This window comes from Sinorhizobium sp. 6-70 (assembly GCF_030124375.1).
Taxonomy (GTDB): Bacteria; Pseudomonadota; Alphaproteobacteria; order Rhizobiales; family Rhizobiaceae; genus Sinorhizobium.
The window spans coordinates 38,337-61,550 of sequence record NZ_JASKLS010000018.1 but is presented as its reverse complement, the minus strand read 5'-3'; the positions used below and the strand labels follow the sequence as shown (position 1 = coordinate 61,550).

Genomic DNA, 23,214 nt, shown 5'->3' with positions numbered 1-23,214 from the left:
CTTCCGTCTCTTCATGAGAGGCGGGCAGCAGTCCGCGAAAGCTGCCCAAGCTATGGCAAAGACTTAAAGCCTCAAGCTTGCGCGAAGGTGGTACTACAGCGCCGTGCGTCTTTTCAGACGCACAAGGTCGCTGTAGCGCTTTGAGTCGCTGCATGTTTTTTGCCTTAAATCGAATACGATTTGGGAAACACGCAGTAGGCGGAGATAATCAGAATCCGGACTGGATCCGGGAGAAGATGATGTCGGTGAAGATGGAGATCTGCGCACCGACGAAGGGTGCGGAAACGGCGACGGTGATCATGACGGCCAGGATCTTCGGCACGAAGGTCAGCGTCATTTCCTGGACCTGGGTCAGGGCCTGGATGAACGCAATGACGACACCGACCACCATGGCGGCAAGGACGGCGGGACCGGAGGCCACGATCACGGTCCAGATCGCAGCTTGCACAATATCAAGGGCGTCCGCCTCGTTCATACGGAAATCACTTCACTTTGACGCCGGGTCCGATGACGAGCTCCTTGCCCGTATCCAGTACGGCGATGATTCCGTCAGAGTATAGTTTGACTTCCTTGACGACACCAGTCGTCTTGCCGTCGGCGCTGGTCACCGTCTTGCCGATAACCGCGTCCGCTTCGCTGAGCGACGTCCGCTGCAGCAGGCTTTCGAGGTTCTTGTTGGTCTTGATCGTCTGCTCCACCTGCGAGAAGGTCGCGAGCTGGGCGATCTGCTGCGTCGCGTCCATCGGGCTGGTCGGATCCTGGTTCTTCATCTGCGCCACGAGCAGCTTCAGGAAACTCTCGTAGTTCAGCGTCGCGGCGCTCGCGTCGTCCGTCGATTCCGTGGCCGAAACTGTCGGCGTATAGCCCGTCGAAGTCGAGTTGACGCCACTTACCGCCATGGTGCAATCTCCTTGCGAATCTGCTCGACCGTTGCCGGCGTGATTTCCTGCGCGTTGAGAATACGGTCTTCGATCGGATAGAGCGCCCGGATCGCCTTCAGCGCCTCGAAGGCGCGCCCTTGCGTGACGAGACCGTCGATCCGCTTCAACTCGGCCAGAACCTCTTCGTTCTTGAAGCAGTTGAGCAGCATGACGATCGATTTGCGGAACATCGCCGTCGACTGTTCGGCGCCTTCCGGATTGATCAGGATCATCTGGGCAATGAAGTAGAGTTGCTTCAGAGGGGTCGTCGCGTCTTCCGGCTGCAGCACGTGGTTTTCCAGGAGGAAGGTGACGTCGTTCAGGAACTCGACCGCGACCTTGCGGTCAACGCGAAGCACCGCGCCGTTTACAAAAATCCTTTCGCCCGACTTCAGCGAGATACGCAGTGTGCTCTTCATTTCAGTCCATCCCTGATGATGGTGGTAATGTCAATGATGCCTTGGAAGTTGGAAGATTCGCGTTTGCGGATCTTCTCCGTCTCGTTCAAGATCCAGATGGCGATCGAAATAAGATTGGCGCGTAGCTCTTCGTTGAGCTGGTTATCCGGCGTGCGCAAATCCTCGATGAAGCGGATCCAGACGCGCCGGGTAAAATAGATCGCCTCGATAGCCTCCCTCGAATACCCATTCTGCTGTTTCGCCGCCTCCAAAAGCGCGATCGAGCGATCGAGTACCTGCCGTTCGCGATCTTTGGAATCGGCGACGCCGTCCTCCATGATCTCGGCATACGAAAACTGATACATTCAGACATCCTTCATGTTTGTCCGGCTCCTCTCGATCAGAGGAAATTGAGCAAGCTCAACTGCTGAATCCGCGATGTGAGCGTGTAAGATGTCTCAAGCTGCGTTTTCAGAAGGTTTATGCGCGTCGACGCCGCCTCCTCGTCGATGCCTTCGATGTCGCCGATATGCGTGGTGACGAGTTTGATCTGTGCTGCCAGGGAGTCGTTTGCCTTCTTTACGCGAGCCTCGGCGACGCCGAGTTTGCTGCGTTCGGCGTCGATGCCGGTAATACCCTGCTCGACGTAATCGATGGCTGCTTCTCCGATCGCATTGCGGACTTCCGAAGTAACGCCCTTGTCCATCAGTTCCGAGGCGATAACACTCGCGAGCGCGAACATCCGCACTCCGGTCGTGTTCACGTTCGTCGAGCTTTCGACGACTTCGGACGTGCTGATGCGGCTCGTCATGTTCTGGCTCGATGCATCGGACCAATTGGCATCCCATTGCGCGCCGGTGTACATCGGCTCCACGACCGTGGTGATGAAATCCTGCATCTGCGTGACGGAGAACTGGTCCATCGCCGTCAGCGGCGGGACCTGGGCAGCCATGTATGTCGAGAGCGCCGTGTTGAACGCAGCCTTGGCCGTCGAGGTTGCCGCGGAGCTATAGTCGGCGAGCGGCTTCACGTCCGAATTGATTCCCGAGAACAGGAACTCGCCGTTGAACGAGGTATTCGCCGCTGACGTGAAAAGCGAAAGAGCGCTGTCGATTTCCGTCTTCTGGATCGCCAGCTTGTCGGCGGAATCATTGCCCTTGAAGGTCACGAGTGTGTCGCGGACCTTTTGTGCAGCACTCGCCATGGTCTCAAGTGCCTCCTGGGAGGCAGAGAGCCGCTGGTTGACGATCGAGTTCGTGCTCGTCAGCGAGTTCATTCGCGCGAGCTCGCGTTGCAGGTTGAGCGAGCGCGAGGTCGTCGCTCCGAGCGTGAGGCCGACATCGGCGTGGCGGCCCGTCGTCAGTTCCTTTTGAAGATTAAGCATCTCCGCCTGCTGCTGCTGAATGGTCAGCCGCATGGCGTTCTGTACCGCCAGATTCGAAACGAAGGACGTCTTCATAATTACCTCACGGCTTCGAGAAGGGCCGCCATCATGGCGTCCACCGTACTGACCAGCTTGGCCGATGCTTTGTAGGATTGCTCCAGGTCGAGCAGCAGGGACAATTCCTCGTCGATGCTGACGCCGGTTTCCTTGCTCAACGCTTCCTGCGTGCGAGCGAGAAGCGCAAATTTGTTGTCGCTGGCGATCGAGGCGGTGCTGCGCAGTTGCTCCAGCCAACCGACCGACGATGTTGCGAAATCGAGGATCGAGCTGCTTCCGTCGAGACCCGTTGCCGGGTCGAAAGCCATGTCCTCAGCCATGGCGTCGATAAAGCCCTCGAGCAGGGCGGTGTAGCCCGCATCAGGCGTTGCCGCTCCGCCCGGATTGGACACGACGCCGTTGAAACCGCCGTCACGCAGCAGCATCGGATTGGCTTTTGCCAAGGGATTGACGGCGAGCGTCGCTGCAAGGCCGGGAACGACCGTGCCCGCCGGCGGAACCGTGCCACCTGCCCAGGTGAAAAGTCCTGGCGCATAGGGGATCGGCGGCACGCCGGACGGATTGCCCTCCTGGAAGAGTGTCACCAGACCGCGGGCGATTTCGTCGAGCTGCGACTGAAATTTTGGCGCCACGTCGTCGCGCAGTTGAAGCAAGCTCGCCAACTTGCCTTCGGCCGTCGTGTTGGCTCCGGAACCCGCAGCAACCGGTACACCGTCGACATAGATCTTGTTCCCGGTGATCGTCGCGTCGTAGGCTGCTTTCGGGGCGAACGTGACAGCTCGGGGCATGGTCTCGAAGAGTACCGTGCCATCCGCCGTGTAGATCACCGTGTCGTTATTGGCTCTCGTCACCGTCGAGATGCCGATGATCTCCGACACCTGCTTTAGGATCTTGTCGCGTTGGTCGAGGGCTTCGCTCGCGTCCTGCCCCTGGGCGGTGGCCGACTTGACCGCATTGTTCGCCTTTTCGAAATCGGCGAGTAGGCTGTTCAGCTTCTCGACCTCGATCGCGATCTCCTTGTCGGCATCGGCGCGCAAACTCTGAACGGCGTTCGCCGTCGTGCTGATCGAGTTGGCCAGATCACCGGCATCCGATACCGCCGAAGCGGCCATCGAAGGGTTTCCGGGAGTCGACGCGAATGTCTGCAGGCTGTCGCGGAACGCCGCCAGGAATTTCGCCGGCGACGTTTCATAGTCGTTGCCGCCGAGCGACGATTTCAGAAGCTCCAGGCCGGAGAGGAGGCGGCCCTGGCCCGAGGCCTGGCCGATGCTGGCGATGCTTTGCTTGAGCAGCGCCTCGTTCTGCGCCCGGTAGATCGAAACGACCTGTGCTCCGTATGGCGTCGTGCCCAACAGCGCCATCCGACGCGAATAGTCCGCGTTGCCCGCATTCGCGATGTTCTTCGACACGATGGCCGTTTGAGCCGCCGTAGTGTTGAAAGCGGATTGCGCGATTGTGATTGCGGTGGACAGCGACATAACGCGGACCGTCTCTCTTTCGATTACCGTTTCAGGTTGACCAGAACGTCGAGCAGTTCAGAGCCGGTCTGGAAGACCTTGGAGTTGGCCGTGTAGTTGCGCTGCGACTCGATCATCGCCGTCAGTTCTTCGGCGATATCGACGTTCGAGCTTTCAAGCGCGCCGGAAAGAATGTTGCCGAAGTTACCGCCGCCAGCGAAGCCGGTGACGATGACGCCGGAATCAACGCCCTGCGAATAGACATTGCCGGACTCCGGCAGCAGCTTGTCCGGGCTCTGCACATTGGCGAGCGCGATGCGATAGCGGGGGTCGAGGTCGCCGTTCTCGTACTTGACGTAGACAATGCCATCGGCATCGATCTGGAAGCCTGCGACCTTGCTCGGCTTGTTGCCGTCAATGTGACCACCGTCGGAGTTGAAGTCGTAACCGAGCTGAGTGGTTTTGGTCAGGTCGATTGTGAGCGCGGCGAGATTTGCGCCGGTCCCGGGTAGGCCCGTCATTGCCGTGGTCGTGACCGTTGCCGGAGAAGTCGTCAGCGCACCACTTGCATCAAAGGTCAGGGCCGCGGTGCCGAGCACGCCGGTGGCGGGCGGACCGGCCGTATAGGTGGCGCGATCGCGGATTTCGAGCGACCAGTTGTTTGCTGCGGTTTTGGTGTAGATGAAGTCGAGGATGCGTGTGTTGCCCTGACTATCGTACACAACAAGCGACGTGGGATGCGCATCGCCTACGGCCGCTCCCGATGGAAGATTGCCGCCCATGTCGCCCTTAGTCGAGCCTTTGGCGATCAGCCCTTCGGAGCTGAGGTTCACCTTGGTCAAACCGTCGAAGCCATTAACGACAACCGTCGGATCGACACCAGCCTGGTATTCGTAACCCATCAGCGTGAAGCCGCCGTTGACGAGATTGCCTTCCTTGTCCGGTACGAAGGCACCGGCACGTGTCAGGTATTCCTGGCCATTGGCACCCTGAACAATGAAGAAGCCGCCGCCATCGATGGCGAGATCGCTGCCTGACGTCGTGTAGACTGGTGCTCCCTGCTCGGAGATGCTGTAGCGGACCTGCGTTTCCACGCCGCCGGAGTTGTAGGCACCATTGCTCGACGGCAGGATCATCGATGAGAATTCCGTCGACGCGCGCTTGTAGCCGGTCGTATTGGCGTTCGCGATATTATCAGCGACCGTGCTGAGCCGGTTCGATTGGGCGTTCATGCCTGAAACGCCGGTTCTCATGGTACCGTAGAGACTCATATCGGATCCTCAATTCCTCGTTGCGGCGACACTAGGAGCCGGGCCTTGCGTGAACCTGTCTTGAGGCGCCCGGATCGCCGCCGGGCACTCAATTCCAGTCGATGCAGTAGCCAAGGAAACGCTTGGAATCGATCGGGTCGAAACCGAGCTTCTTGCGCAGTTTCTTGCGCAGCTTGCTGATGTGGCTTTCGACCACGTTCTCCTCGACGTCCTCGTCGAAGATGCCGTAGATCGCGTTGAAGATCTGGGACTTCGATACGCGGCGGCCGCGGTTGGCGACCAAGTACTCGAGAATGCGCCGCTCACGCCGCGGCAGGGCGAAGACTTCGCCATTGATTTCCGGATCGCGGCCGTCGGCGAAAACGCGGATCGGTCCGATATCCGTATAGTTGGTGATGGCCTTGAGGCGTCGGCGGATTGCGGCAACCCGGGCGAGTATCTCCCGCGGGTGCACCGGCTTGCGCACGACGTCGTCGACCCCGCAGTCGAACAGCGCCAGGGTGTTTTCGAGCGAGGGTGTGTCGCTCATCGCGATGACCGGCGCCATCGAGCGGTCACGGATCGCGCGGGGCAGGCTGAATGCGCTGTCGCCCTGCCCGATCAGAAACGCCTCGACCGCATCGATATCCGAGTCCGCAGCCGTGTTTACCCACTCGCCGAATTCCCTCGGATCAAAGCCCGTCGAGGGAATACCTTCGCGCCCGAACAAGGACGTGTAGCCATCCTTTACGAGCTCTCTATCATCAACCACCACGATCATTCGTCCGCCTCCGAATCAATATGGGTGCCTCGTTGATAAAGAGGTACGAATCGAGGGATTCACGAACAACTAGAGGAAGTTAATGGGAGATTTTAATAATTGATTAGGGATTGCGTGCCGATTTGATCTATATCTAGTAGGTATTTGTTAATCATGGCACTAAAATCGTGTGGAAAAGTTAACGAGCCGCAACAAATCCGCTTGCCATCACAATCCGTCCGCATTGTCGCCATAATGTGGCCGCGGCCCTGCTGAAGCAATCTCAGGTTGATTATTGACAGAACTGCGTGGCGTTCGGCGTCCACTTGCCGTAGCCCGTCGCGACGAGATTCGCGATCACCCGGCAGACGTATTTTTTCTGTGCCGGATCGTTGTTCGGGCCGGCATGATAACGCGCGACGGCCATCGTCCAGCTCTCGTGCCTGGCGCGCAGATTGGATAGGAAGCGGGCGGCATATTCGACATTCTTGCGCGGATCAAGCATTTCCTCCGGCGAACGGAAATTCTCGCCGTGGAAGTAATAGTTGATCTGCATACAGCCGAGATCGATGAGCTTGGCCCCTTGCGCCCGCGCCGTGCCGAAGCGTGCCAAGACGTCCTCAACGCTGGTGCCGAAATACGCTTTGCCCTCGATGTTCATCGCGTAAGGCTGGAGCGATCCTTTGCGGCCGGTCTCGGTCAGGCCCACGGAATAGAGGATACCCGTCGGAATGCCGTATTTCGAAGCGGCAGAAAGGATCTCGCGCTCGCAGATGCCGGCGCTTGCCCAGGCGCTACATGTAGACGTAGCCAGCACGATTACGCTCAGCGTCAGCCGGCGCATCATCCAGTCCATCATTGCCCGCCCACCTTTCTGTCGCCGCTGCCTGCGCGCCATCCTGTCTCTGGCGCTCCTGCCCGCTTCCCTCGCCGGCGTGTTCGCGTCCCTGCTGACCGGGGGCTGTTTGCGCCTGTTGCTGCGCATTGCCGCCGGATGAAGCGTCGCCGCCGGCATTGAACACGATATTCACCTGGTCGACCGCGAAGCCTTGGGCGCGCAAGGCTTTCACCATCTCGCCCTGATCGTCACGCAACTGGCGGAACGCCTCGCCGGACTCCACCTTCAGATCGACCTGCAACTCGTCGTCCTTCAACCGCAAGGTCGCCGTCACCGTGCCGAGCTCGATCGGATGCATCTGGATCTTGAGCGTGTTGAGCGTCTTGCCGACTTGGCTCGAGGCGTCGGCTTGCGCCAAGGCTGTGCTCGATTGCATCAACTGCGCCCATCCACTGTCCCCTGCAATCGCGCCGGTCACCGACGCGGCGTTGGGGTTCATGGCCAAGCCGAGATAACGGCGCGCTTCCAGGACAGTGACGTTTTCCGCCTTGGCCGTGGTGGCCGGCTTGGCGTTATCGACGACAGCCTTCTCCCCGTCGCGCGAAATCGCCATCGACACGGCCTGGCCCTTACCGTCTGCACGGGCAAACCGGAAGAGCTGATCAGACTCGGACACGTCGCTCTCGCCGTGCAAACCGTCGTCCGGCGTCAAGTCGGCCAAACCTTCGCCGGCTTTGATTCGGGCCGCGTTACCCGGCACGGTGCGATCGCCCGACACGCGGCCCTCGCCTTCCGGCTGCTGCAGAGCCGCGGTTATCACGGCCGCCGCGCCGAGCATCGTCAGCAGATCGTCGACGGTTCCCTTCGCCGGCTCGGTCGTGCCGAAAGCATCCTCTTGCTCGGCGCCCGCCCGCGCTTCAGGCGTTGCCGCGGCGCCCGCCCTTGCCTGCTCGCGCGCGAGGGCAGCCATCTTCTGCGCCAGCGCATTCATGTCTTGCTCGCCGCCAGGATCTCTGCCCGAGGGCGTACGTTCCTTGTTCGCGAGGCCCATGCGCTGGAGACGCTTCATCGCCTGCTCGCGAACGGAACGCGCATCGGATGTCGATCGATTGGCGGCTGCGTTCTTATCTTCCGCACCGCCATTGCCGAGGTCGTGCAATGTTTCCGCGTCCCAGCTGCCGTCTAATCCGTTGCGCCCGATCGAGGCACGTATTTTACGACCGTCGGCTGCCGTGACGTTGTCAGTAGGTGCTTGCGAGCCGATCTCAGGTGGATTGTCCGTTTGCTGCTTGGCGTCGCTAGTGGCCGGGCCCCGCCCCGGTGCTTTCTGGCGGCCGGCGTCGGCAATCGCGTCTTCGAAGGCGCCGGACGCTTGCCCGCTCTCTTCCCTTCCGCCGTGCCTGGACGCCGCCTTGCCTGTCGGCGCCGGAGTCGGGCCGCGCAAACTCTCTTCAAGAGGTCTCATAGTCCTTCCTCCTTCAGGAGCGCATCGATCTCGGCGATCTTCGAGCGACCGTTGGTGAGGAACCCGTCAAGCGCAGGCTCCGCAGGGGGGGCCGCTCCGGCACCGGTCTTGTCACCGTTGCTCGACCCGCCCGATGGCTCAACCGTCTCGCCGAATGGGCTCATCCCGCTTCCCGTCTCCTCGGACACGGCCTGGTCCTCTTCTGCGGCGATTCCATCCGGTATAGGCGCTGACGCTTGCGTGGAGCTTTCATCCTGCGGTAGTTGCACAACCGCGTCCGCAATCGCCTTGGCCGCATCGCGGAGCGCCCGATCGCGCGGGGACAGCTTTTCATCGGGAATTGCATTAATGGTTTCGGCAGCCGCGAACACGTCCGCAGAGGGCACCGCGGCAAGCCCCTCATAAAAGCTCGCAAGTACCTGCGACTGCGAAGTGCTGTCGTCAGCGAGACCTTCGGCCCGTTTCGAGGCAAGCCGCGCGAGGGCCTCGTTGCCGCCGATCGCCGCACGCCGGGCGACACGAAGATAGACCTCGCGCTGGCGCGGTTGATCCATGAAAGCCAGGACTTCGGAGATCTTCTGCTCGGCCGCTTCATCGAAATGCGCAACCGCGAGTTCGACGAACACGTCCGCGAACTGGCTCGCATAAGGCGACGTCAGGTAACGCCGCGCGTAGCTCAAGGCATATCGAAACCCTTTATCCGGTTCGTTCGCCTTTGCGGCCAGAAAGACGGAGCGGCGCAGCGCCGCCTCCTCGATGATCGTGCCCGGCGCAGTCAGACGGGCCCAATCGTAATATTTCATCGCAGCCATGGGGTTCTGCTGCGAGGTCGCATTGCCGAGGATCAGGAAAAGATAAGGGCCAATGCGGGCGTTCTTGTATTCCGGCGCGGCCTTGGAAAGGGCTTCGACGATAAGCGCTCCTTTGCCGCCCAGATATTGCCGCAACGCTTCCGTCACCCGGCTGTCGAAATTTCCTTCGATGTCGCGGTCGGCCAGATAGTCGAGCGTGTCGGGATTGCCGCCGCTCATGACGTAGACGAGCGCCGCATCGACGTTGCGCGGATCGCGGAAGGCCGATTGCTCGACGGCCCTCAGCCGCTTGTCGATCGCACCCAGCATGAAGCGCTGCATCTCGATTGCGGAATGATCGCCGAGCACGACCGAGTCCTGAACGAATTGCAGCGACCTTATCATCTTGAAGGGCGCGAGCTCCTCCGCCGCGCTCGCCCGGGCAAGCCCGGTGGCAAGCGGGAGGGCCAGAACCGACGTCAGGAGGATGGCGTGCAGCCGTTTCAGCATCCGATCAACCCTGTCCCGACTGCAACAGGATTTCGATGCGCCGGTTGCCGGGCGCGTAGGGATCGCTCGGGACCTGGAGGCGCCGATCCGCGAAGCCGCTGATCTGGCCGACACGGTCTTCCGTCAGCCCGCCGCGGACGAGCATGTAGTATGCGCTCTGCGCGCGGGCCGCCGAGAGGCGCCAGTTGTCGTAGGTTCCGTCCTTGAACGGGCGGCCGTCCGTGTGGCCGCGGATTGCCACGGCACCCTTGCGCGCTGCGAGCAGCCGACCGATCTTTTCCATGGCGAGCACGAGTTCCTTCTGCGGCACGGCGGAGCCGACCGCGAACATCGGCGCGTCCGTCTGCTCGCTGATGGTCACGAGAAGGCCACCCTCTGCAGGGGTCACCATCAGCCCCTCGATGAGGCGCCCCGCACTTTCGCCGAGTTCCTCCTTGATTTCGGCTTTAAGCGCCTCTGCCTCTTTCTGCTGGTCTTTTCCGTCGAGTTCGGGCTTGGATGCGTCCGCGCTCGCGGCCGCCTGGCCTTCGATCTTGGCCGGCATCTGGCCGTCGGCGGCCGGCTTTTGCTCGGCTGCTCCGAGCTGGCCGGGGTTCGTCGCGGCTGCTACGTCGCTTGTCGCGGCATTGCCGGCTTCCTTGATCTCGACCTGCTTGGTCCAGAAGTCCGGATCGAAAGGATCGCGGTAGGCTTCCCCGCCTTCGGCACCCGTCGCCGGACCCGCCTGCGCCGCGCCGCCATCGCCCTTGACGCTGATATTCGCCTGCTGGCCGACTTCCTTGGCGATCTCGGAAAGCACCGAATAGGGGTTCTCGAAGAAGTCGGCGTCGGAATACTTTGTTTCCTCGCCGGAGGTTGCCGTCAGCTGGTCGCCCTTCTTGGCGGTGCCGCCGGACTTCGATTGTTCGCCGTCAGTCTTCGACCGCTGCTGCGTCTGCTCGCCCTGGGCGTCCTTGGCCGGATCCTTGAGCCCCTTCTCCGAGGGCTTCTGGTCGGTGAGTTGCACCGGGTTGAAATAGGATGCGATCGCCGCCTTCGTCTCTTCGTTGGCGGCGTTGATCAGCCACATGACCAGAAAGAAAGCCATCATCGCCGTCATGAAGTCGGCATAGGCGATCTTCCACGAACCGCCGTGATGATCGCCGTGGCCGTCCGACGAACGCTTGACGATGATGATTTCGTTCTTGCCGTTATGATGGCTTTCGTCACTCATGCCAGAACTTTCCGGACGGTATCGGACCAGGCGGCCATTCTGGTCACCAGCACGGCGTCACCCATTTCGACCGCGAGATCGATGTCGTTGGTTTCGATATGGCGGAAAAGCGCCGCGCCATCCGGCATGTGCCGCTTCAGCACCTCGAAAAGCGACAGCGGCCCCTTGACCGTGATCAAGCAACCCTCGCCCGCAGCGAGCCCCTGTCGGACCATATGCCCCAGGTCTTCGATGGCGCGCTTCAGCAGCGCCTCCTCCATGACCGGCGCAAGCACGCGCGCCGTCTGGTCACCAAGGCCGAGGGCAAGCCGCTCGGTCATTTCCGCGACCTTGCTTGCCAATCTGCCTGCAACTTCCTCTTCGAGGCGCAGCGTTAACGCTTCCAATTCCTCGGCGTGGCGCGCCTTGAGTTCGGCAATCTCTCTTTCATGCTCGAACACGAGTTCGGCACTGGCCTCGGCGCGACCCTGGGTAAAGGCGTCGCGCCGCTCGGCATCGACATCGATCTCCGGCATGGCAGGCCTCCCACCGGAACGGTCCACGGCTGGAACGTCGGCGTCGATGTCCGGGAAATATTTCGGCGGCATCCTCGACAACTCGATCTTCGGTGCGCTGAAATCCTTGAGGTACCGGGAAAGCTGCGCGCTCATCGGCGCGCCTCCCATGGTCGCACGGCCGACGTCGGCGTGTTTCGCCCGTCCCACGCACGCTGCCTCACGGCCCGGAAATGCAAAGAGCCTGACACGTTTGCAATGTCTCCCTCGGTCCCGACCGCCCGAGACAGCGACAGGACCCAACATTCTCGATGCGCAACGGCTCCTTGCGAAAGCGGAGCTGGCAAGACCGATGCAAGCGGCGGCGCAAAACTCATCTTGGCCGGCAGTCCACTAGAGCGCCGTGCGTTCAAATGAATGCATAAAGGACGCTCTAGCACTTTGATTCTAGAGCATCTTATCCGCCTTCAATGATTCCCACTTGAAAGCGGGATGCTCTAGACTGCGATGGGAGGCTATTCGGTCAAACTTGCGCGAAAATGGTTGGACCGCGCCAGGGCAAGTAGCGCGGTCCAACGGTTTCCGCCGATGCCGATGACCGGCGGCACGGCGGAAGGCGACGCCGCTGACTTTCGTGCAAGCGGACGGAGTGCGACGTCATTTGCGCGTCGCGCGGGTGACACCAGCGCTTACTGCTGGAAGAGGCGCAGGATGTTCTCGGAGTTGGTGTTGGCGATCGACAGCGCCTGGATGCCGAGCTGCTGCTGCGTCTGCAGAGCCTTGAGCCGCGTCGATTCCTCGTTCATGTCCGCGTCCACCAGGCGTCCGACGCCCTTGTCGATCACGTCCATCAGGTTCGCGACAAAGCTTTCCTGCATGTCGATGCGGGTGGTGATCGCCCCGAGCGTGGAGGCGGAATCCGTGAGCTTGCTCAACATTTTGTCGACGACGCGGATCATGTCGTCCAGCTGCGCGCTCGTCGTCGCTCCCGTCAGCTTGATCTCTGTGCTCCCGGCGACAGGCGTGGCCGGGGGTGCAACGATGAGGTGGAAGAGCCTTGCGGTGCCTGACGGCGTGGCCTGCAATTGATCGGCGTCGTAGCTGTTGGTCAGCAGGCCTCGGGTGGCATCAGCCGTGTCGATCAGCATCGACTGCGCCGTGTCGAAGTCGAGCGTCGTCACGGAGACATTGCCGTTGCCGCTGCGGTTGAAGGACGCGACGATCGATTTGGTTCCGACCGCTGCAGCGTTGGAATTGTAGAGCCAGTTCTCGCCCGAGAAGGATGCGGACTGCGCCGCGGACAGGAGCTGGTTCTTGAGCTCGCTGATTTCCTTGTCGATCTTCAGCTTGTCTACACCAGGCTCGCGCGCAGCAACGAGCTTCGCCTTGATCTCGCTGATCACATCGATCGACGTGTCCATGGCGGCATAGGCGGTATCAACCTTGGCGGCGCCGAGGCCAAGTGCGTCCTGAACGGTGGAAAGGGCCGCATTGTCGGACCGCATGGTCGTTGCGATCGACCAGTAGGCCGCGTTGTCGCCGGCGGTCTGCACGCGGTAGCCGGAGGAAATCCGGTTCTGCACCTCGGCCATGTTGCTGTTGATCGAGCGCAATGTCTGGAGCGCCGCCATGGCGGCGGCATTGGTCATGATGCTGGTCATAGATCGTTTGCCCTGAATGATTTTGCAAAGGACATTCCGGAGTGCACCGGCGGCGACGGGACCAGCGTCATGCGAACCGCCCCTGATTTGCCCTGAAGAGGCGGCCCCTCGCTCTTAACGAAGATGTAACGATTTGATGGTTAACAAAGCGTTAACGCGCTTTACGAGTAAGTAATAAAAATAAACGAAAATAAACGAAGATGGACAAGACCTTAACCAAACACTTGGCAGGCAAGAGAGCGGAAAGCCGCGCTGCTCGTCGAGCGGCGCGGCCTTCCTGTCGGTTTAAGCTGTAGCTCGTTCCGATTAACGGAACAGCGACAGGATGTTCTGAGAGTTGGTGTTGGCGATCGACAGCGACTGGATGCCGAGCTGCTGTTGCGTCTGCAAGGCCTTGAGGCGCGTCGATTCCTCGTTCATGTCGGCATCGACCAGACGTCCGACACCCTTCTCGATCGAGTCCATCAGATCGGCAACGAAGTCGTTCTGCATCGTCACGCGGCTGTTAAGCGCACCGAGGTCCGAAGCCGCGTCGGTCATGGTCAGCAGTGCAGCGTCGACGCCGGAGATGGCTTCGGCCAGATCGCCAACAGTCATGCTGGTGATGTCCATCTCGAGCAGGTTGTAGCTCAACGTGACCGTCGTCGTTCCGTCGGTGTCGGTGTATTCGAGGTCGCTCGAAAGCAGACCAGAACCGTTGGTGACATAGTCGCCAGCCGAGTCGACTTCGATGAGCGAGCTCTTGGTCGTGTCGAACTGGAGCGTCGTCAGGCTGACATTGCCGTTTGCGTCGCGGTTGAACGAACCGACGATCGACTTGGTGCCGGCAACGTTGTTGTTGTCGTTGTAGATCCAGTTTTCACCGGAGAACGAAGCGGACTTGGCGATGCTGATCAGCTGGTTCTGAAGTTCGGTGATTTCCTTCTGGATCTTGCTCTTGTCGACGCCCGGCTCGCTGGCTGCAACGAGCTTTGCCTTGATTTCATCAACGACGTCGATCGAGGATTCCATTGCGGTGTAGGCAACGTCGGTCTTGGCGGCGCCGAGGCCGAGGGCATCCTGAACGGTCGAAAGCGCCTTGTTGTCCGAACGCATCGTGGTTGCGATCGACCAGTAAGCGGCGTTGTCCTGCGCGGCACCAACGCGATAGCCGGAGGAAACCCGGTCCTGGGTCGTTTCCATCGAGGAGTTGATCGAACGCAGGGTTGCGAGCGCCGTCATTGCGGCGGTGTTCGTCATGATGCTTGTCATTGGCTGAGTGCCCCTTGGTGACAGTTGAAAGAAAAAGGGACATTCCGGGATTACCGGGAAACGGCGGTCAGCTTCATGCCTGCTAACGCGTTAATCTTGTTGGTTAACCCGCCGTCTCGATGGCCACAGCAAACACCAACATAGTTAACGAAGCCTGAAACGGATCCTTGTTCCGTCAGAATTTTTTGAGCAACGCCATCGACCCAAAAGCAGAAGCCGCGTTTCCTGCGAAACGCGGCCTCGATTGTCTGTAGCGGGGTGCAGATGTCGCCCGCCCCAAGGGAAACTCGCTTAGCGGAACAGCGACAGGACGTTCTGCGAGTTGCTGTTGGCGATCGACAGCGACTGGATGCCGAGCTGCTGCTGGGTCTGCAGGGCCTTCAGGCGCGTCGATTCCTCGTTCATGTCGGCATCGACGAGCTTGCCGACACCCTGTTCGATCGAGTCCATCAGATCGGCAACGAAGTCCTTCTGCATGTCGACGCGGCTGTTGAGCGCGCCGAGATCGGAGGCTGCATCCGTCATCGTCTGCAGGGCGGCATCGACGCCGGAGATGGCCTCGGCCAGGTCACCCTCGGTCATGCTGCTGATGTCCATCTCGAGCAGGTTGTAGCTCAAGGTGACCGTCGTCGTACCGTCGGTGTCGGTGTATTCGAGGTCGCTCGACAGCAGGCCCGAACCGTTGGTGACATAGTCGCCAGCCGAGTCGACTTCGATGAGCGAGCTCTTGGTCGTGTCGAACTGAAGCGTCGTCAGGCTGACATTGCCGTTTGCGTCGCGGTTGAACGAACCGACGATCGACTTGGTGCCGGCGGCGTTGTTGTTGTCGTTGTAGACCCAGTTTTCGCCGGAGAACGAAGCGGACTTCGCGATGCTGACGAGCTGGTTCTGAAGCTCCTTGATTTCCTTCTGGATCTTGCCCTTGTCAACGCCCGGTTCGCTGGCGGCAACGAGCTTCGCCTTGATTTCGTCGACGACGTCGATCGAGGACTTCATTGCCGTATAGGCAACGTCGGTCTTGGCAGCGCCGAGACCGAGGGCATCCTGAACGGTCGAAAGCGCCTTGTTGTCCGAACGCATCGTGGTCGCGATCGACCAGTAGGCGGCGTTGTCAGAGGCCGAACCAACGCGATAGCCGGAGGAGATGCGGTCCTGGGTCGTTTCCATCGAGGAATTGATCGAGCGCAGGGTCGCGATTGCGGCCATTGCCGAAGAGTTCGTCATGATGCTGGTCATTTGAGTTGTCCCTTTTTTACTGAATACTGTTGGGGGACATACCGGACTGCGTACACTACCGGTGATGACGGACCGGCTTCATGCCTCTCGGTTCCAACAAACATCCTTGGAAGAAACCAAACCCGTCATGTGGAGACGAATATCGAGGCCAATACTTGCGAATTCATTAAATGCGGGCGACTGTTCCAGATGACTCCGTTCATGCTTAACATATGGTTAAATATTTGATCTCATGTAGCTTTTCTTGCGTGTGCAAGATCGAAAGTCGCAGCCGGAGGTGCAGGCCAATCAGTCTTGGAGTCACGCCTGAGGCAAGGTCCGAGGACGACACTGTTGCGTGAAACATGTCGATCGAATCAGGACCGGAGCGGCAGAATGCCGGCCGCGATCCGAACTATGCGACGGAGCCGAACTTGAACGCGCATGCCCTCTTCACGAACGCCTCCCGGCAATATCAGAAAGGCCAGTACACCGAGGCGCTCGACCAGCTTAACCACCTCATGAACATCAGCAGGGAGGCCAAGACCTACGTCTTGCTGGCGAAGGTTCTTTTAAAACTCGGCTTCAAGACCGACGCGGCGCGCGCCTATCAGTTGGCCGGCGAGGAAAAGGGTTCACGTTCGGAGCATTACTTAACTGAAGCGATGAAGCTGCATTTTGCGTGCGGCAACGAGGACGAGGCGCTGAGCATCGGCCTCCCGCTTCTCGAAAAGGCGAAAACCGACGCGGAAATCGCGTTCATCATCGCGTCCATTTTCCTGAAGCGGGACCAGAAGGAGATTCTCGGCCTGTTCAAGGCGCCGCTTTCCACCAGCGCAAATATCCAGCATCAATCCCTTGCCTTCAAACTTCTGACGGCCGATATCGACGACGCGCAGGATCGCGATGCAGTCGTGAATCTCTTTAGGAAAAATCCAAAGAGCACTGTGCTACGGGCAGCCTATCTCGTCTTCGCCCGCGAGACCAACGACTACGCCGAGATCGAAAAGTACTATCCGGATGTCCAGAAAGCGCTGGATGCCGCAAAGTACGAGATCCTGGCGGCCGAATCCCCCTACTACCACGTTACGTGGTGCGGCGATGAAAAGCTTAACCGTTGGGCCGGCGCAAGGAGCCAACCCTTTGCTCCCGCAATTACCGAGGCGCGGCGCAACATGCCGCATCAATGGGCGAAAAAGATCCGCATCGGCTATCTTTCGGCGGACTTCTGGGATCAGCATGCAACAATGAAGCTCCTGCAGGCCGTATTGGAACTGCACGATCCGGAAAAATTCGAGGTCACGCTCTTCTGCCATACCAAGGAGAGTAATCTGGCCCGCGACCGGGGTAATCGCGGCAATTGGGGACGAATTATCCGCATCAACGATTTGTCCGATGAGGCGGCAGCCAGCGTCATTCGCACAGAAGGCATCGATATCCTGGTCGACCTGAAGGGCCACACGCTCGATAACCGCCTGAAGATCCTTAACCATCAGGCTGCACCGGTTCAGGTCTCCTGGCTCGGCTTTCCGGGAACCACGACAAATATCGATGTCGATTATGTTATCGGCGACCCGCACGTACTGCCTGAGGGAAGCCAAAAGCACTACTATGAGAAGTTCTGCCGGCTGCCGGAAACCTACCAGCCGAACGACCCCTATTACCGTCCTCGGCCTTACGGCATCGCGCGAAAGGACCTCGGCCTTCCGGACGACGCGTTCGTCTTCGCGTCATTCAACGCCAGCAGAAAGATTTCTTTGCAGACCATCAATCTCTGGATTGAGATCCTTCGCCGAACACCGGACAGCGTCTTGTGGCTCATGTGCAAGAGGGACGCGCAGGCCAACATTCTGCGCAAGCTCCAGAGCGGCGGTATCGCCTCGAAACGCATCATCCTGTGCAGCAAGACCGCCTATGCGGAGCACATCAACCGCCTGCCCGCCGCCGATCTCGGTCTCGACACCTATCCCTATAACGGCCACACGACCACTTCGGAACAGCTCTGGGCGGGTCTGCCGGTGCTCACCTTCACGGGTACCAACTTCGCCTCGCGCGTGAGCGAAAGCCTGCTCAACGCGATCGGGCTGCCGGAGCTGGTGACGCCTGGGCCCGAAGCCTATGTGGACGAAGCGGTCGCACTCTATGAGAACCGCGAGAAAATCGCCGAATACAGGAAGGCGCTCTCGGAAAACCGCTTCCGGATGCCGTTGTTCGACGCGGAGCGCTTCTGCCGGCACCTCGAGCACGGCTACGAGATGATGGTGGATCGCGCCAAGCAGAAGCTGCCGCCTGATCACATCGATGTTCCCGCCCTTCCGCCGCGCGAGGCCTCCTTCGAGCGATAGATCGGCACTGCAGAAAACGCCCAATGGAAAAGAGGCAGCGGTTCCACTGCCTCTTTTCCATTCAACGATGGCCATACCAGTCAGCGGCGTGCATTTCGCAAGAACTTGCGCGCGTCCCGCAGGACGCAGCGGCCCCGGTCTTACTCGATTGTCGCCGAGCAGGTCAGGTGAAGGACCGCACCAGGCTGCCGACGAGCAGATTCCAGCCGTCGATCAGCACGAAGAAGAGGATCTTGAACGGCAGCGAGATCGCCGTGGGCGGCAGCATCATCATGCCCATCGCCATGGTGATGGTCGCGACGATCAGGTCGATCACCAGGAACGGCAGCATGATCAGGAAGCCGATTTCGAAGCCGCGGCGGATCTCCGAGATCATGAAGGCCGGCACGACGGCCCTGAGATCGACCTTGTCGTCGACCACGACCGTCTGGCCCTTTTCCTTGGCGATATCGATGAAGAGCTGCAGGTCCTTGTCGCGCGTATTGGCGAGCATGAATTCGCGGAACGGCTCCGCCACGCGCGGCATGGCCTCGGTTTCCGAGATTTCATTCTTGAGGAGCGGGTCGATACCTTCGCGCCAGGCGCGATCGAAGGTCGGCGCCATCACATAGAAGGTCATGAACAGGGCGAGCGACACCATGATCATGTTGGACGGCGTGGTTGCCAGTCCCATGCCCGACCGCAAGATTGCGAAGGCGATGACGAAGCGCGGGAAGCTCGTCACCATGATCAAAATGCCGGGTGCCACCGACAGAACGGTGATGAGGCCGAAGGTGCGAATGATCCACGATGCGACAGAGCCATCGACCGGCGTGTTCAGAATGTCGGCGGGAAAGCCTTGCGCCCCGGCAATTCCCGACATCGCCACCATGGCGACTATAAAGGCAGCAATCCGGAGCATCGAGGGGCCTGAACAAAATGGATGAATGAATAGGTCCCGACGCTACCGAATCATTGGATGACGAAGGTTCGGAACATCACATTCGTTACGCGTCCGTCGGAGCGCAGGTCAACCCGCTCCTGAATGTCATCCCGGAGATATTGAAAGCCGCGCGGCCCCTGGATCTGCTGGAGCGACACAGTCTTGAGATAGGCTGCAATATCCTGGTGTATCTGCTCGGCCAAGGCAACGTCCGGGATGCCATTGAACTGCAGCGCGACTTCCAGGCGGACCCAGTTTTCGGAGGGGTAAGCGAGGTTCGTCGTTATCGGTTCCAGCTGCACGACACCATTGGCCTCGGTGGCGATTTTCGGAACCCCCTCGGCACCGGTGGCGTTCGGCGCGACTTCGGCAACGGCCTCGGCCTTCTCCGTTGCGGGCGGCGGCGCCAGCAACTGGCCGACGAGCCACCCGCCGCCGCCGGCGACGACGGTCAGCACGACCAGGGCGGCAATCGTCATCACCTTGGATTTGGAGGACTGCGCGCTATCGATCTGTTCCATCGTGCCATTCCGTGCCGGTTGGCCATGGCGCCACAGCTAGTCGAGGAGACAGGCGGCGTCGTGGCACTTTGATTTGTCTTCTGCCCCGATCAGATCGGCGAGAGCAGGTCTACGACTTGCTGCCCCCAAGGCGGCTGCTGCACCTCGGTCAGGCGGCCACGGCCGCCATAAGAGATGCGGGCCTCGGCGATGCGGTCGTAGGAGATGATGTTGTCGGCGTCGACATCCCGCGGCCGGACGATGCCTGCGACGTTGAGGATGCGCAGTTCATGGTTGACGCGAACTTCCTGCGAACCGCTGATCAAGAGGTTGCCATTCTCGAGCACCCCGGTCACGACGGCGGCGACGAGCAGGCGCAGCTTTTCGGACCGCTCGGTCGTGCCATCGCCCTCCGTCTTGGTGTTGGAGCCGTATTTGAGATCGCCCGACCATTCGAAGTCGCTGGTCTGCGACGCGCCGCTGGCCCCGATGTTGAAGCCGCTCGAATTCTTGCGGCTGCGATCCGTCTTGTTGTCGAAGGTCGCCTTGTCGTCGATCCTGATATCAACTGTCAGGATATCGCCGACATTGATCGCACGCGCGTCCTTGAAGAGGGCGGCCTGCTGATCGTTCCAGAGCGAATATCCGTTCGTGATCTGGTGCGGCTGCTTTGGATACGCAGCGAGCTGCGGTGTCTGCGTGTATTGCAGGCCGCTGCCGATCGGGCTCATTGACGGGGCCTGGCCGATCTCCCTGAACGCCTGGTTCTGACATCCCGCAAGGAGGCCCGCGGCCAAGACGGCCGTAAAATGCTTTCTCATGATGGCTCCTTCGAGGTGTTGGGATCGCTCGCGCTCGAAATGATGTTGGTCAGCACCGCTGCCTTGTCGTCGCTCATCTCGCTGAGGATCAGCGAGGATTGGCGCGGTGGCAGCTTCATGACGATTGCCGCGGCGATCTCCGGGCGCACCATCTCGAGCTTGCCGGCGGCGGCATCGGGTTTCATCGCCTTGTAGATATCGACGAGCCCGAGTTCCGCCTGCTTGAGGAAATCGTTGCGGCGCTTCAGCCAGTCCTCATATTCCGCGCGCCGCTTCTCGAGCGTCGAGATGCGCTCGTCGACGTTCGCCTGGAGAGTTTCCAGTTCCTTGCGTTGCAGAAGGTAGCGCTGATCACGCGCTGCATCGGCGATGTTGGTGCAGAACTGCTGGATCTCGTTGGCGCTGCCGCTTTCCGCCGGCGGCGCCGTCACGTCCTGCGCGAAAGCCCCCGGCAGCGCCAGCATTAATGCGCCAGCGGCCGAAATCACGAGCATGCGCGGCGATTTTCCGAGAAGTTCGTCCAAGTGTCCGGTCATTGCAGAACAAGCTCCGCCTGAAGGGCTCCCGCCGTTTTGATGCTCTGGAGGATGGCGATGATGCCATCCGGCTTGACGCCAATGCTGTTGAGGCCGGCGACCAGGGAACGGAGGCTCGAGCCATTCAGGATCGCGACCGTGCCGCCATCCGCTTGCGCTTCGATCGTGGTGTTCGGTTCCACCGCTGTCTCCCCACGCGAGAACGGCGCCGGCTGCACGACCGTCGGCGTCTCGGTCACCTGTACGGTGAGGGTGCCGTAGCTCACCGCGACCTCGGCGACGCGCACGTCCTGGCCGATGACGATCGTGCCGGTCCTTTCGTTGATGACGACGCGCGCCGGCACATCGGTTTCGATCACCAGGTTTTCGACGTCGGCCATCAGGCGCGCGAGATCGGCCATCTTGGGCTTTTCGACCAGCACCGACTGCGAATCCTTGGCTTCGGCGATGCGGCCGCCAAACTGTGCGGCGGCATATTTGTTGATCGCCGCCGCCATGCCGACAGCCGTGGAGAAATCCGGGTTGCGCAGCTGCAGTACGAGATTGACGCCGTCCTTGAACCGGGCCGGTAGCTCCCGCTCGATAATGGCACCGTTCGGCACGCGTCCGGCCGTGGTTACGCCCTGGTTGAGGGTGGCGGCATCCCCTTGCGCATTGAAGCCGGTCACGACGACCGAGCCTTGCGCCACCGCGTAGATCTGGCCATCGGCGCCGGAGAGCGAGGTCATGACCAGCGTGCCGCCGCGCAGCGACGTGGCGTCACCCAGGGAGCCGACCGTCACGTCGACGCGGCTGCCGGGGCTCGCGAAGGGCGGCAGCGTTGCCGTAACGAGCACCGCCGCGACGTTGCGGGTGCGCGATTGTCCACCCTGCGTGGAGATCCCGAGATTCTCCAACATGGCGCGGATCGACTGATCGGTGAAGGGCGAGGAGCGCAGGCTGTCGCCGGTTCCCTGAAGGCCGACGACGAGACCATAGCCGATCAGCTGGTTGTCCCGCCCGGCCTGCAGCGATGCCACGTCCTTGATGCGGGAGGCGCCGTGGGCAAGCGTCAGCGTCGCGGCGAAGGCCGCAACGAGCGCCAGGAACAACTTACAGATATGCCGCTTCATTTCGCCACCACATGGATAGTGCCGTCAGCCATGACGGTGCCGGAAACGATGACGCCGGTATCGACGTTGCGCGCGCGGATCAGTTCGCCGACCGCGGCATCCTGCAACGGCGAACCAGCCGCCGTGATCGTCAGGCCACCATTGTTGAAAACGAGCCGAACCGTCGAGCCGCGCTCGACGGCGTATTGATCGCGCAACGCCGAGGTGAGGATCACCCGCCCGGGAAGCAGCGTTCGTTTTGTGACCTTGCCCTCGATCTCCTCGATGGAACGGACATAACCGTCCGCGAGGTCGGGATTGGTCACGTCGACGACCTCGACGAGGGTCTCGTCGAGGGTCTCGCCGGGATAGATCGTCTGCTTGGGGATGACGGCGGTCGACCGTTCCGCGAAAACAGCAGCCGGCGCCAGAAGGGCAGCGACAGCCGCGGCGAATGCCACGGTTCGCACCCAAAACCGGGAACCGTTTAGCGGTTTGTTTGCGGCGGATCGGCGAAACATCATGTTTGCCCCTGTTTCACGTTACCTGAGGTTCTTGCTGACCGTCGCCGCCATCTCGTCTGCGGCCTGAATGATCTTGGAATTCATCTCATAGGCGCGCTGGGCCGAGATCAGGTCGGTGATTTCCTTGACCGGATCGACATTCGAGGCCTCGAGATAGTTCTGCTTGATCTGGGCAAAGCCAGGATCCGCCGGCGTTCCGATGATCGGCTCGCCGGAGGCCGGCGTCTGCTTGAAGAGGTTCTCGCCTTGCGGCTCGAGCCCGGCCTCGTTGACAAAGTTCGCGATCGTCAGCTGGCCGATTTCCTGCAGTTCCGTGTTGTTGCCGATGCGCACAAGCACTTGGCCCGAAGAGGTGAAGGTGATTTCGCTCGCATCCTGCGGCACGGTGATGCCGGGAACGACGGTGTAGCCGTCAATGGTGACGAGCTGGCCGGTGGCATTGGTGTTGAAGGCGCCCGAACGGGTATAGGCCGTCTCTCCGTCCGGCGTCTCGATCTGGAACCAGCCACGGCCGACGAGCGCCAGATCGTAGTCGTTTCCGGTGTTGACGAGGCTGCCCTGGATATGGAGGTTGCGCACGGCCGAGGTCTGGACGCCGAGGCCGATGATCGCGCCTTCCGGGACGATCGCCTGGTTGGCGCGGTTGGGCACGCCCTGGGCGCGCTCGGTCTGATAGAGCAGATCGGAAAACTCGGCGCGCGCCCGCTTGTAGCCCGTCGTGTTGATGTTCGCGATGTTGTTCGCGATGACTTCCAGGTTCAACTGTTGGGCGTTCATGCCCGTGGCGGCGATGGAAAGGGCCTTCATGTCT

The 23,214-nt window shown here is 60.7% G+C and carries 24 protein-coding genes; 1 reads left to right on the top strand and 23 read right to left on the bottom strand.

The window, feature by feature from the left end; all coding sequences use genetic code 11:
- Window positions 1-208 precede the first annotated feature (208 nt).
- From fliQ to QN222_RS26355, 16 genes are all read right to left on the bottom strand, one after another.
- Window positions 209-475 carry a flagellar biosynthesis protein FliQ gene (gene fliQ, locus QN222_RS26430; protein WP_136506065.1) on the bottom strand — a complete coding sequence of 89 codons (267 nt, stop codon included), beginning with the start codon at window positions 473-475 and terminating at the stop codon, window positions 209-211.
- 7 nt (window positions 476-482) lie between these two features.
- The gene (gene flgD, locus QN222_RS26425; RefSeq protein ID WP_283961593.1) at window positions 483-899 is read right to left on the bottom strand and encodes a flagellar hook assembly protein FlgD; all 417 of its coding nucleotides are present in this window, start codon (window positions 897-899) and stop codon (window positions 483-485) included.
- The gene (gene flbT, locus QN222_RS26420) at window positions 890-1,339 is read right to left on the bottom strand and encodes a flagellar biosynthesis repressor FlbT (protein ID WP_153438395.1); all 450 of its coding nucleotides are present in this window, start codon (window positions 1,337-1,339) and stop codon (window positions 890-892) included. The genes flgD and flbT overlap by 10 nt, the downstream gene beginning before the upstream one ends.
- Entirely contained in the window at window positions 1,336-1,683 is a 348-nt protein-coding gene (gene flaF, locus QN222_RS26415; protein WP_283961594.1) for a flagellar biosynthesis regulator FlaF, read from the bottom strand. The genes flbT and flaF overlap by 4 nt, the downstream gene beginning before the upstream one ends.
- A 35-nt stretch (window positions 1,684-1,718) precedes the next feature.
- The gene (locus QN222_RS26410; RefSeq protein ID WP_283961595.1) at window positions 1,719-2,777 is read right to left on the bottom strand and encodes a flagellar hook-associated family protein; all 1,059 of its coding nucleotides are present in this window, start codon (window positions 2,775-2,777) and stop codon (window positions 1,719-1,721) included.
- A gap of 2 nt (window positions 2,778-2,779) precedes the next feature.
- A complete protein-coding gene (gene flgK, locus QN222_RS26405) occupies window positions 2,780-4,237 on the bottom strand; it encodes a flagellar hook-associated protein FlgK (protein ID WP_283961596.1) in 1,458 nt (485 codons plus the stop codon).
- 23 nt (window positions 4,238-4,260) lie between these two features.
- Window positions 4,261-5,487: a flagellar hook protein FlgE gene (locus QN222_RS26400; protein ID WP_283961597.1), complete on the bottom strand. Its 1,227-nt coding sequence runs from the start codon at window positions 5,485-5,487 to the stop codon at window positions 4,261-4,263.
- Between the two features lie 88 nt (window positions 5,488-5,575).
- Window positions 5,576-6,247 carry a transcriptional activator Rem gene (locus QN222_RS26395; RefSeq protein ID WP_136506072.1) on the bottom strand — a complete coding sequence of 224 codons (672 nt, stop codon included), beginning with the start codon at window positions 6,245-6,247 and terminating at the stop codon, window positions 5,576-5,578.
- 271 nt (window positions 6,248-6,518) lie between these two features.
- Window positions 6,519-7,073, bottom strand: coding sequence for a lytic transglycosylase domain-containing protein (locus tag QN222_RS26390; protein ID WP_283961608.1), 555 nt, complete (start codon window positions 7,071-7,073; stop codon window positions 6,519-6,521).
- On the bottom strand, window positions 7,021-8,529 hold the full coding sequence (locus QN222_RS26385; RefSeq protein ID WP_283961598.1) for a flagellar hook-length control protein FliK: 1,509 nt from the start codon (window positions 8,527-8,529) through the stop codon (window positions 7,021-7,023). The genes QN222_RS26390 and QN222_RS26385 overlap by 53 nt, the downstream gene beginning before the upstream one ends.
- Window positions 8,526-9,830: a chemotaxis protein MotC gene (gene motC / locus QN222_RS26380; protein WP_283961599.1), complete on the bottom strand. Its 1,305-nt coding sequence runs from the start codon at window positions 9,828-9,830 to the stop codon at window positions 8,526-8,528. Before motC ends, QN222_RS26385 begins: the two co-directional genes overlap by 4 nt.
- A 4-nt stretch (window positions 9,831-9,834) precedes the next feature.
- Window positions 9,835-11,043 (bottom strand): MotB family protein, encoded by a 1,209-nt coding sequence (locus tag QN222_RS26375; RefSeq protein WP_283961600.1) that lies wholly within the window; start codon window positions 11,041-11,043, stop codon window positions 9,835-9,837.
- Complete coding sequence (locus QN222_RS26370; protein WP_283961601.1) at window positions 11,040-11,693, bottom strand: hypothetical protein; 654 nt, start codon at window positions 11,691-11,693, stop codon at window positions 11,040-11,042. The genes QN222_RS26375 and QN222_RS26370 overlap by 4 nt, the downstream gene beginning before the upstream one ends.
- A gap of 533 nt (window positions 11,694-12,226) precedes the next feature.
- Window positions 12,227-13,198, bottom strand: a complete 972-nt coding sequence (locus QN222_RS26365; protein ID WP_283961602.1) for a flagellin — start codon at window positions 13,196-13,198, stop codon at window positions 12,227-12,229.
- A 306-nt stretch (window positions 13,199-13,504) separates the two neighbouring features.
- On the bottom strand, window positions 13,505-14,449 hold the full coding sequence (locus QN222_RS26360; RefSeq protein WP_283961603.1) for a flagellin: 945 nt from the start codon (window positions 14,447-14,449) through the stop codon (window positions 13,505-13,507).
- Window positions 14,450-14,740: 291 nt separating this feature from the next.
- Window positions 14,741-15,685 (bottom strand): flagellin, encoded by a 945-nt coding sequence (locus tag QN222_RS26355; RefSeq protein WP_283961604.1) that lies wholly within the window; start codon window positions 15,683-15,685, stop codon window positions 14,741-14,743.
- A gap of 344 nt (window positions 15,686-16,029) precedes the next feature.
- Here QN222_RS26355 and QN222_RS26350 point away from each other — a divergent pair, with 344 nt between their 5' ends.
- Entirely contained in the window at window positions 16,030-18,009 is a 1,980-nt protein-coding gene (locus QN222_RS26350) for a glycosyl transferase (RefSeq protein ID WP_284005657.1), read from the top strand.
- 163 nt (window positions 18,010-18,172) lie between these two features.
- Here QN222_RS26350 and fliP read toward each other — a convergent pair whose 3' ends face one another.
- The 7 genes from fliP to flgG form a co-directional block, all read right to left on the bottom strand.
- Entirely contained in the window at window positions 18,173-18,910 is a 738-nt protein-coding gene (gene fliP, locus QN222_RS26345) for a flagellar type III secretion system pore protein FliP (protein WP_284005656.1), read from the bottom strand.
- Window positions 18,911-18,960: 50 nt separating this feature from the next.
- The gene (gene fliL / locus QN222_RS26340; RefSeq protein ID WP_283963637.1) at window positions 18,961-19,452 is read right to left on the bottom strand and encodes a flagellar basal body-associated FliL family protein; all 492 of its coding nucleotides are present in this window, start codon (window positions 19,450-19,452) and stop codon (window positions 18,961-18,963) included.
- A gap of 89 nt (window positions 19,453-19,541) precedes the next feature.
- A complete protein-coding gene (flgH, locus tag QN222_RS26335; protein ID WP_180940177.1) occupies window positions 19,542-20,252 on the bottom strand; it encodes a flagellar basal body L-ring protein FlgH in 711 nt (236 codons plus the stop codon).
- Entirely contained in the window at window positions 20,249-20,788 is a 540-nt protein-coding gene (locus QN222_RS26330; RefSeq protein ID WP_283963638.1) for a MotE family protein, read from the bottom strand. The genes flgH and QN222_RS26330 overlap by 4 nt, the downstream gene beginning before the upstream one ends.
- Window positions 20,785-21,900 (bottom strand): flagellar basal body P-ring protein FlgI, encoded by a 1,116-nt coding sequence (locus tag QN222_RS26325; RefSeq protein ID WP_283963639.1) that lies wholly within the window; start codon window positions 21,898-21,900, stop codon window positions 20,785-20,787. The genes QN222_RS26330 and QN222_RS26325 overlap by 4 nt, the downstream gene beginning before the upstream one ends.
- Window positions 21,897-22,403 (bottom strand): flagellar basal body P-ring formation chaperone FlgA, encoded by a 507-nt coding sequence (gene flgA, locus QN222_RS26320; RefSeq protein WP_283963640.1) that lies wholly within the window; start codon window positions 22,401-22,403, stop codon window positions 21,897-21,899. The genes QN222_RS26325 and flgA overlap by 4 nt, the downstream gene beginning before the upstream one ends.
- A gap of 18 nt (window positions 22,404-22,421) precedes the next feature.
- Window positions 22,422-23,210, bottom strand: coding sequence for a flagellar basal-body rod protein FlgG (gene flgG / locus QN222_RS26315; RefSeq protein WP_173510901.1), 789 nt, complete (start codon window positions 23,208-23,210; stop codon window positions 22,422-22,424).
- Window positions 23,211-23,214 lie beyond the last annotated feature (4 nt).

What these genes read in the sequence shown, in the direction of transcription:
- fliQ (WP_136506065.1), bottom strand. Translation starts at nt 475, where the DNA reads ATGAACGAGGCGGACGCCCTTGATATTGTGCAAGCTGCGATCTGGACC.
- flgD (WP_283961593.1), bottom strand. Translation starts at nt 899, where the DNA reads ATGGCGGTAAGTGGCGTCAACTCGACTTCGACGGGCTATACGCCGACA.
- flbT (WP_153438395.1), bottom strand. Translation starts at nt 1,339, where the DNA reads ATGAAGAGCACACTGCGTATCTCGCTGAAGTCGGGCGAAAGGATTTTT.
- flaF (WP_283961594.1), bottom strand. Translation starts at nt 1,683, where the DNA reads ATGTATCAGTTTTCGTATGCCGAGATCATGGAGGACGGCGTCGCCGAT.
- QN222_RS26410 (WP_283961595.1), bottom strand. Translation starts at nt 2,777, where the DNA reads ATGAAGACGTCCTTCGTTTCGAATCTGGCGGTACAGAACGCCATGCGG.
- flgK (WP_283961596.1), bottom strand. Translation starts at nt 4,237, where the DNA reads ATGTCGCTGTCCACCGCAATCACAATCGCGCAATCCGCTTTCAACACT.
- QN222_RS26400 (WP_283961597.1), bottom strand. Translation starts at nt 5,487, where the DNA reads ATGAGTCTCTACGGTACCATGAGAACCGGCGTTTCAGGCATGAACGCC.
- QN222_RS26395 (WP_136506072.1), bottom strand. Translation starts at nt 6,247, where the DNA reads ATGATCGTGGTGGTTGATGATAGAGAGCTCGTAAAGGATGGCTACACG.
- QN222_RS26390 (WP_283961608.1), bottom strand. Translation starts at nt 7,073, where the DNA reads ATGATGCGCCGGCTGACGCTGAGCGTAATCGTGCTGGCTACGTCTACA.
- QN222_RS26385 (WP_283961598.1), bottom strand. Translation starts at nt 8,529, where the DNA reads ATGAGACCTCTTGAAGAGAGTTTGCGCGGCCCGACTCCGGCGCCGACA.
- motC (WP_283961599.1), bottom strand. Translation starts at nt 9,830, where the DNA reads ATGCTGAAACGGCTGCACGCCATCCTCCTGACGTCGGTTCTGGCCCTC.
- QN222_RS26375 (WP_283961600.1), bottom strand. Translation starts at nt 11,043, where the DNA reads ATGAGTGACGAAAGCCATCATAACGGCAAGAACGAAATCATCATCGTC.
- QN222_RS26370 (WP_283961601.1), bottom strand. Translation starts at nt 11,693, where the DNA reads ATGAGCGCGCAGCTTTCCCGGTACCTCAAGGATTTCAGCGCACCGAAG.
- QN222_RS26365 (WP_283961602.1), bottom strand. Translation starts at nt 13,198, where the DNA reads ATGACCAGCATCATGACCAATGCCGCCGCCATGGCGGCGCTCCAGACA.
- QN222_RS26360 (WP_283961603.1), bottom strand. Translation starts at nt 14,449, where the DNA reads ATGACAAGCATCATGACGAACACCGCCGCAATGACGGCGCTCGCAACC.
- QN222_RS26355 (WP_283961604.1), bottom strand. Translation starts at nt 15,685, where the DNA reads ATGACCAGCATCATGACGAACTCTTCGGCAATGGCCGCAATCGCGACC.
- QN222_RS26350 (WP_284005657.1), top strand. Translation starts at nt 16,030, where the DNA reads ATGTCGATCGAATCAGGACCGGAGCGGCAGAATGCCGGCCGCGATCCG.
- fliP (WP_284005656.1), bottom strand. Translation starts at nt 18,910, where the DNA reads ATGCTCCGGATTGCTGCCTTTATAGTCGCCATGGTGGCGATGTCGGGA.
- fliL (WP_283963637.1), bottom strand. Translation starts at nt 19,452, where the DNA reads ATGGAACAGATCGATAGCGCGCAGTCCTCCAAATCCAAGGTGATGACG.
- flgH (WP_180940177.1), bottom strand. Translation starts at nt 20,252, where the DNA reads ATGAGAAAGCATTTTACGGCCGTCTTGGCCGCGGGCCTCCTTGCGGGA.
- QN222_RS26330 (WP_283963638.1), bottom strand. Translation starts at nt 20,788, where the DNA reads ATGACCGGACACTTGGACGAACTTCTCGGAAAATCGCCGCGCATGCTC.
- QN222_RS26325 (WP_283963639.1), bottom strand. Translation starts at nt 21,900, where the DNA reads ATGAAGCGGCATATCTGTAAGTTGTTCCTGGCGCTCGTTGCGGCCTTC.
- flgA (WP_283963640.1), bottom strand. Translation starts at nt 22,403, where the DNA reads ATGATGTTTCGCCGATCCGCCGCAAACAAACCGCTAAACGGTTCCCGG.
- flgG (WP_173510901.1), bottom strand. Translation starts at nt 23,210, where the DNA reads ATGAAGGCCCTTTCCATCGCCGCCACGGGCATGAACGCCCAACAGTTG.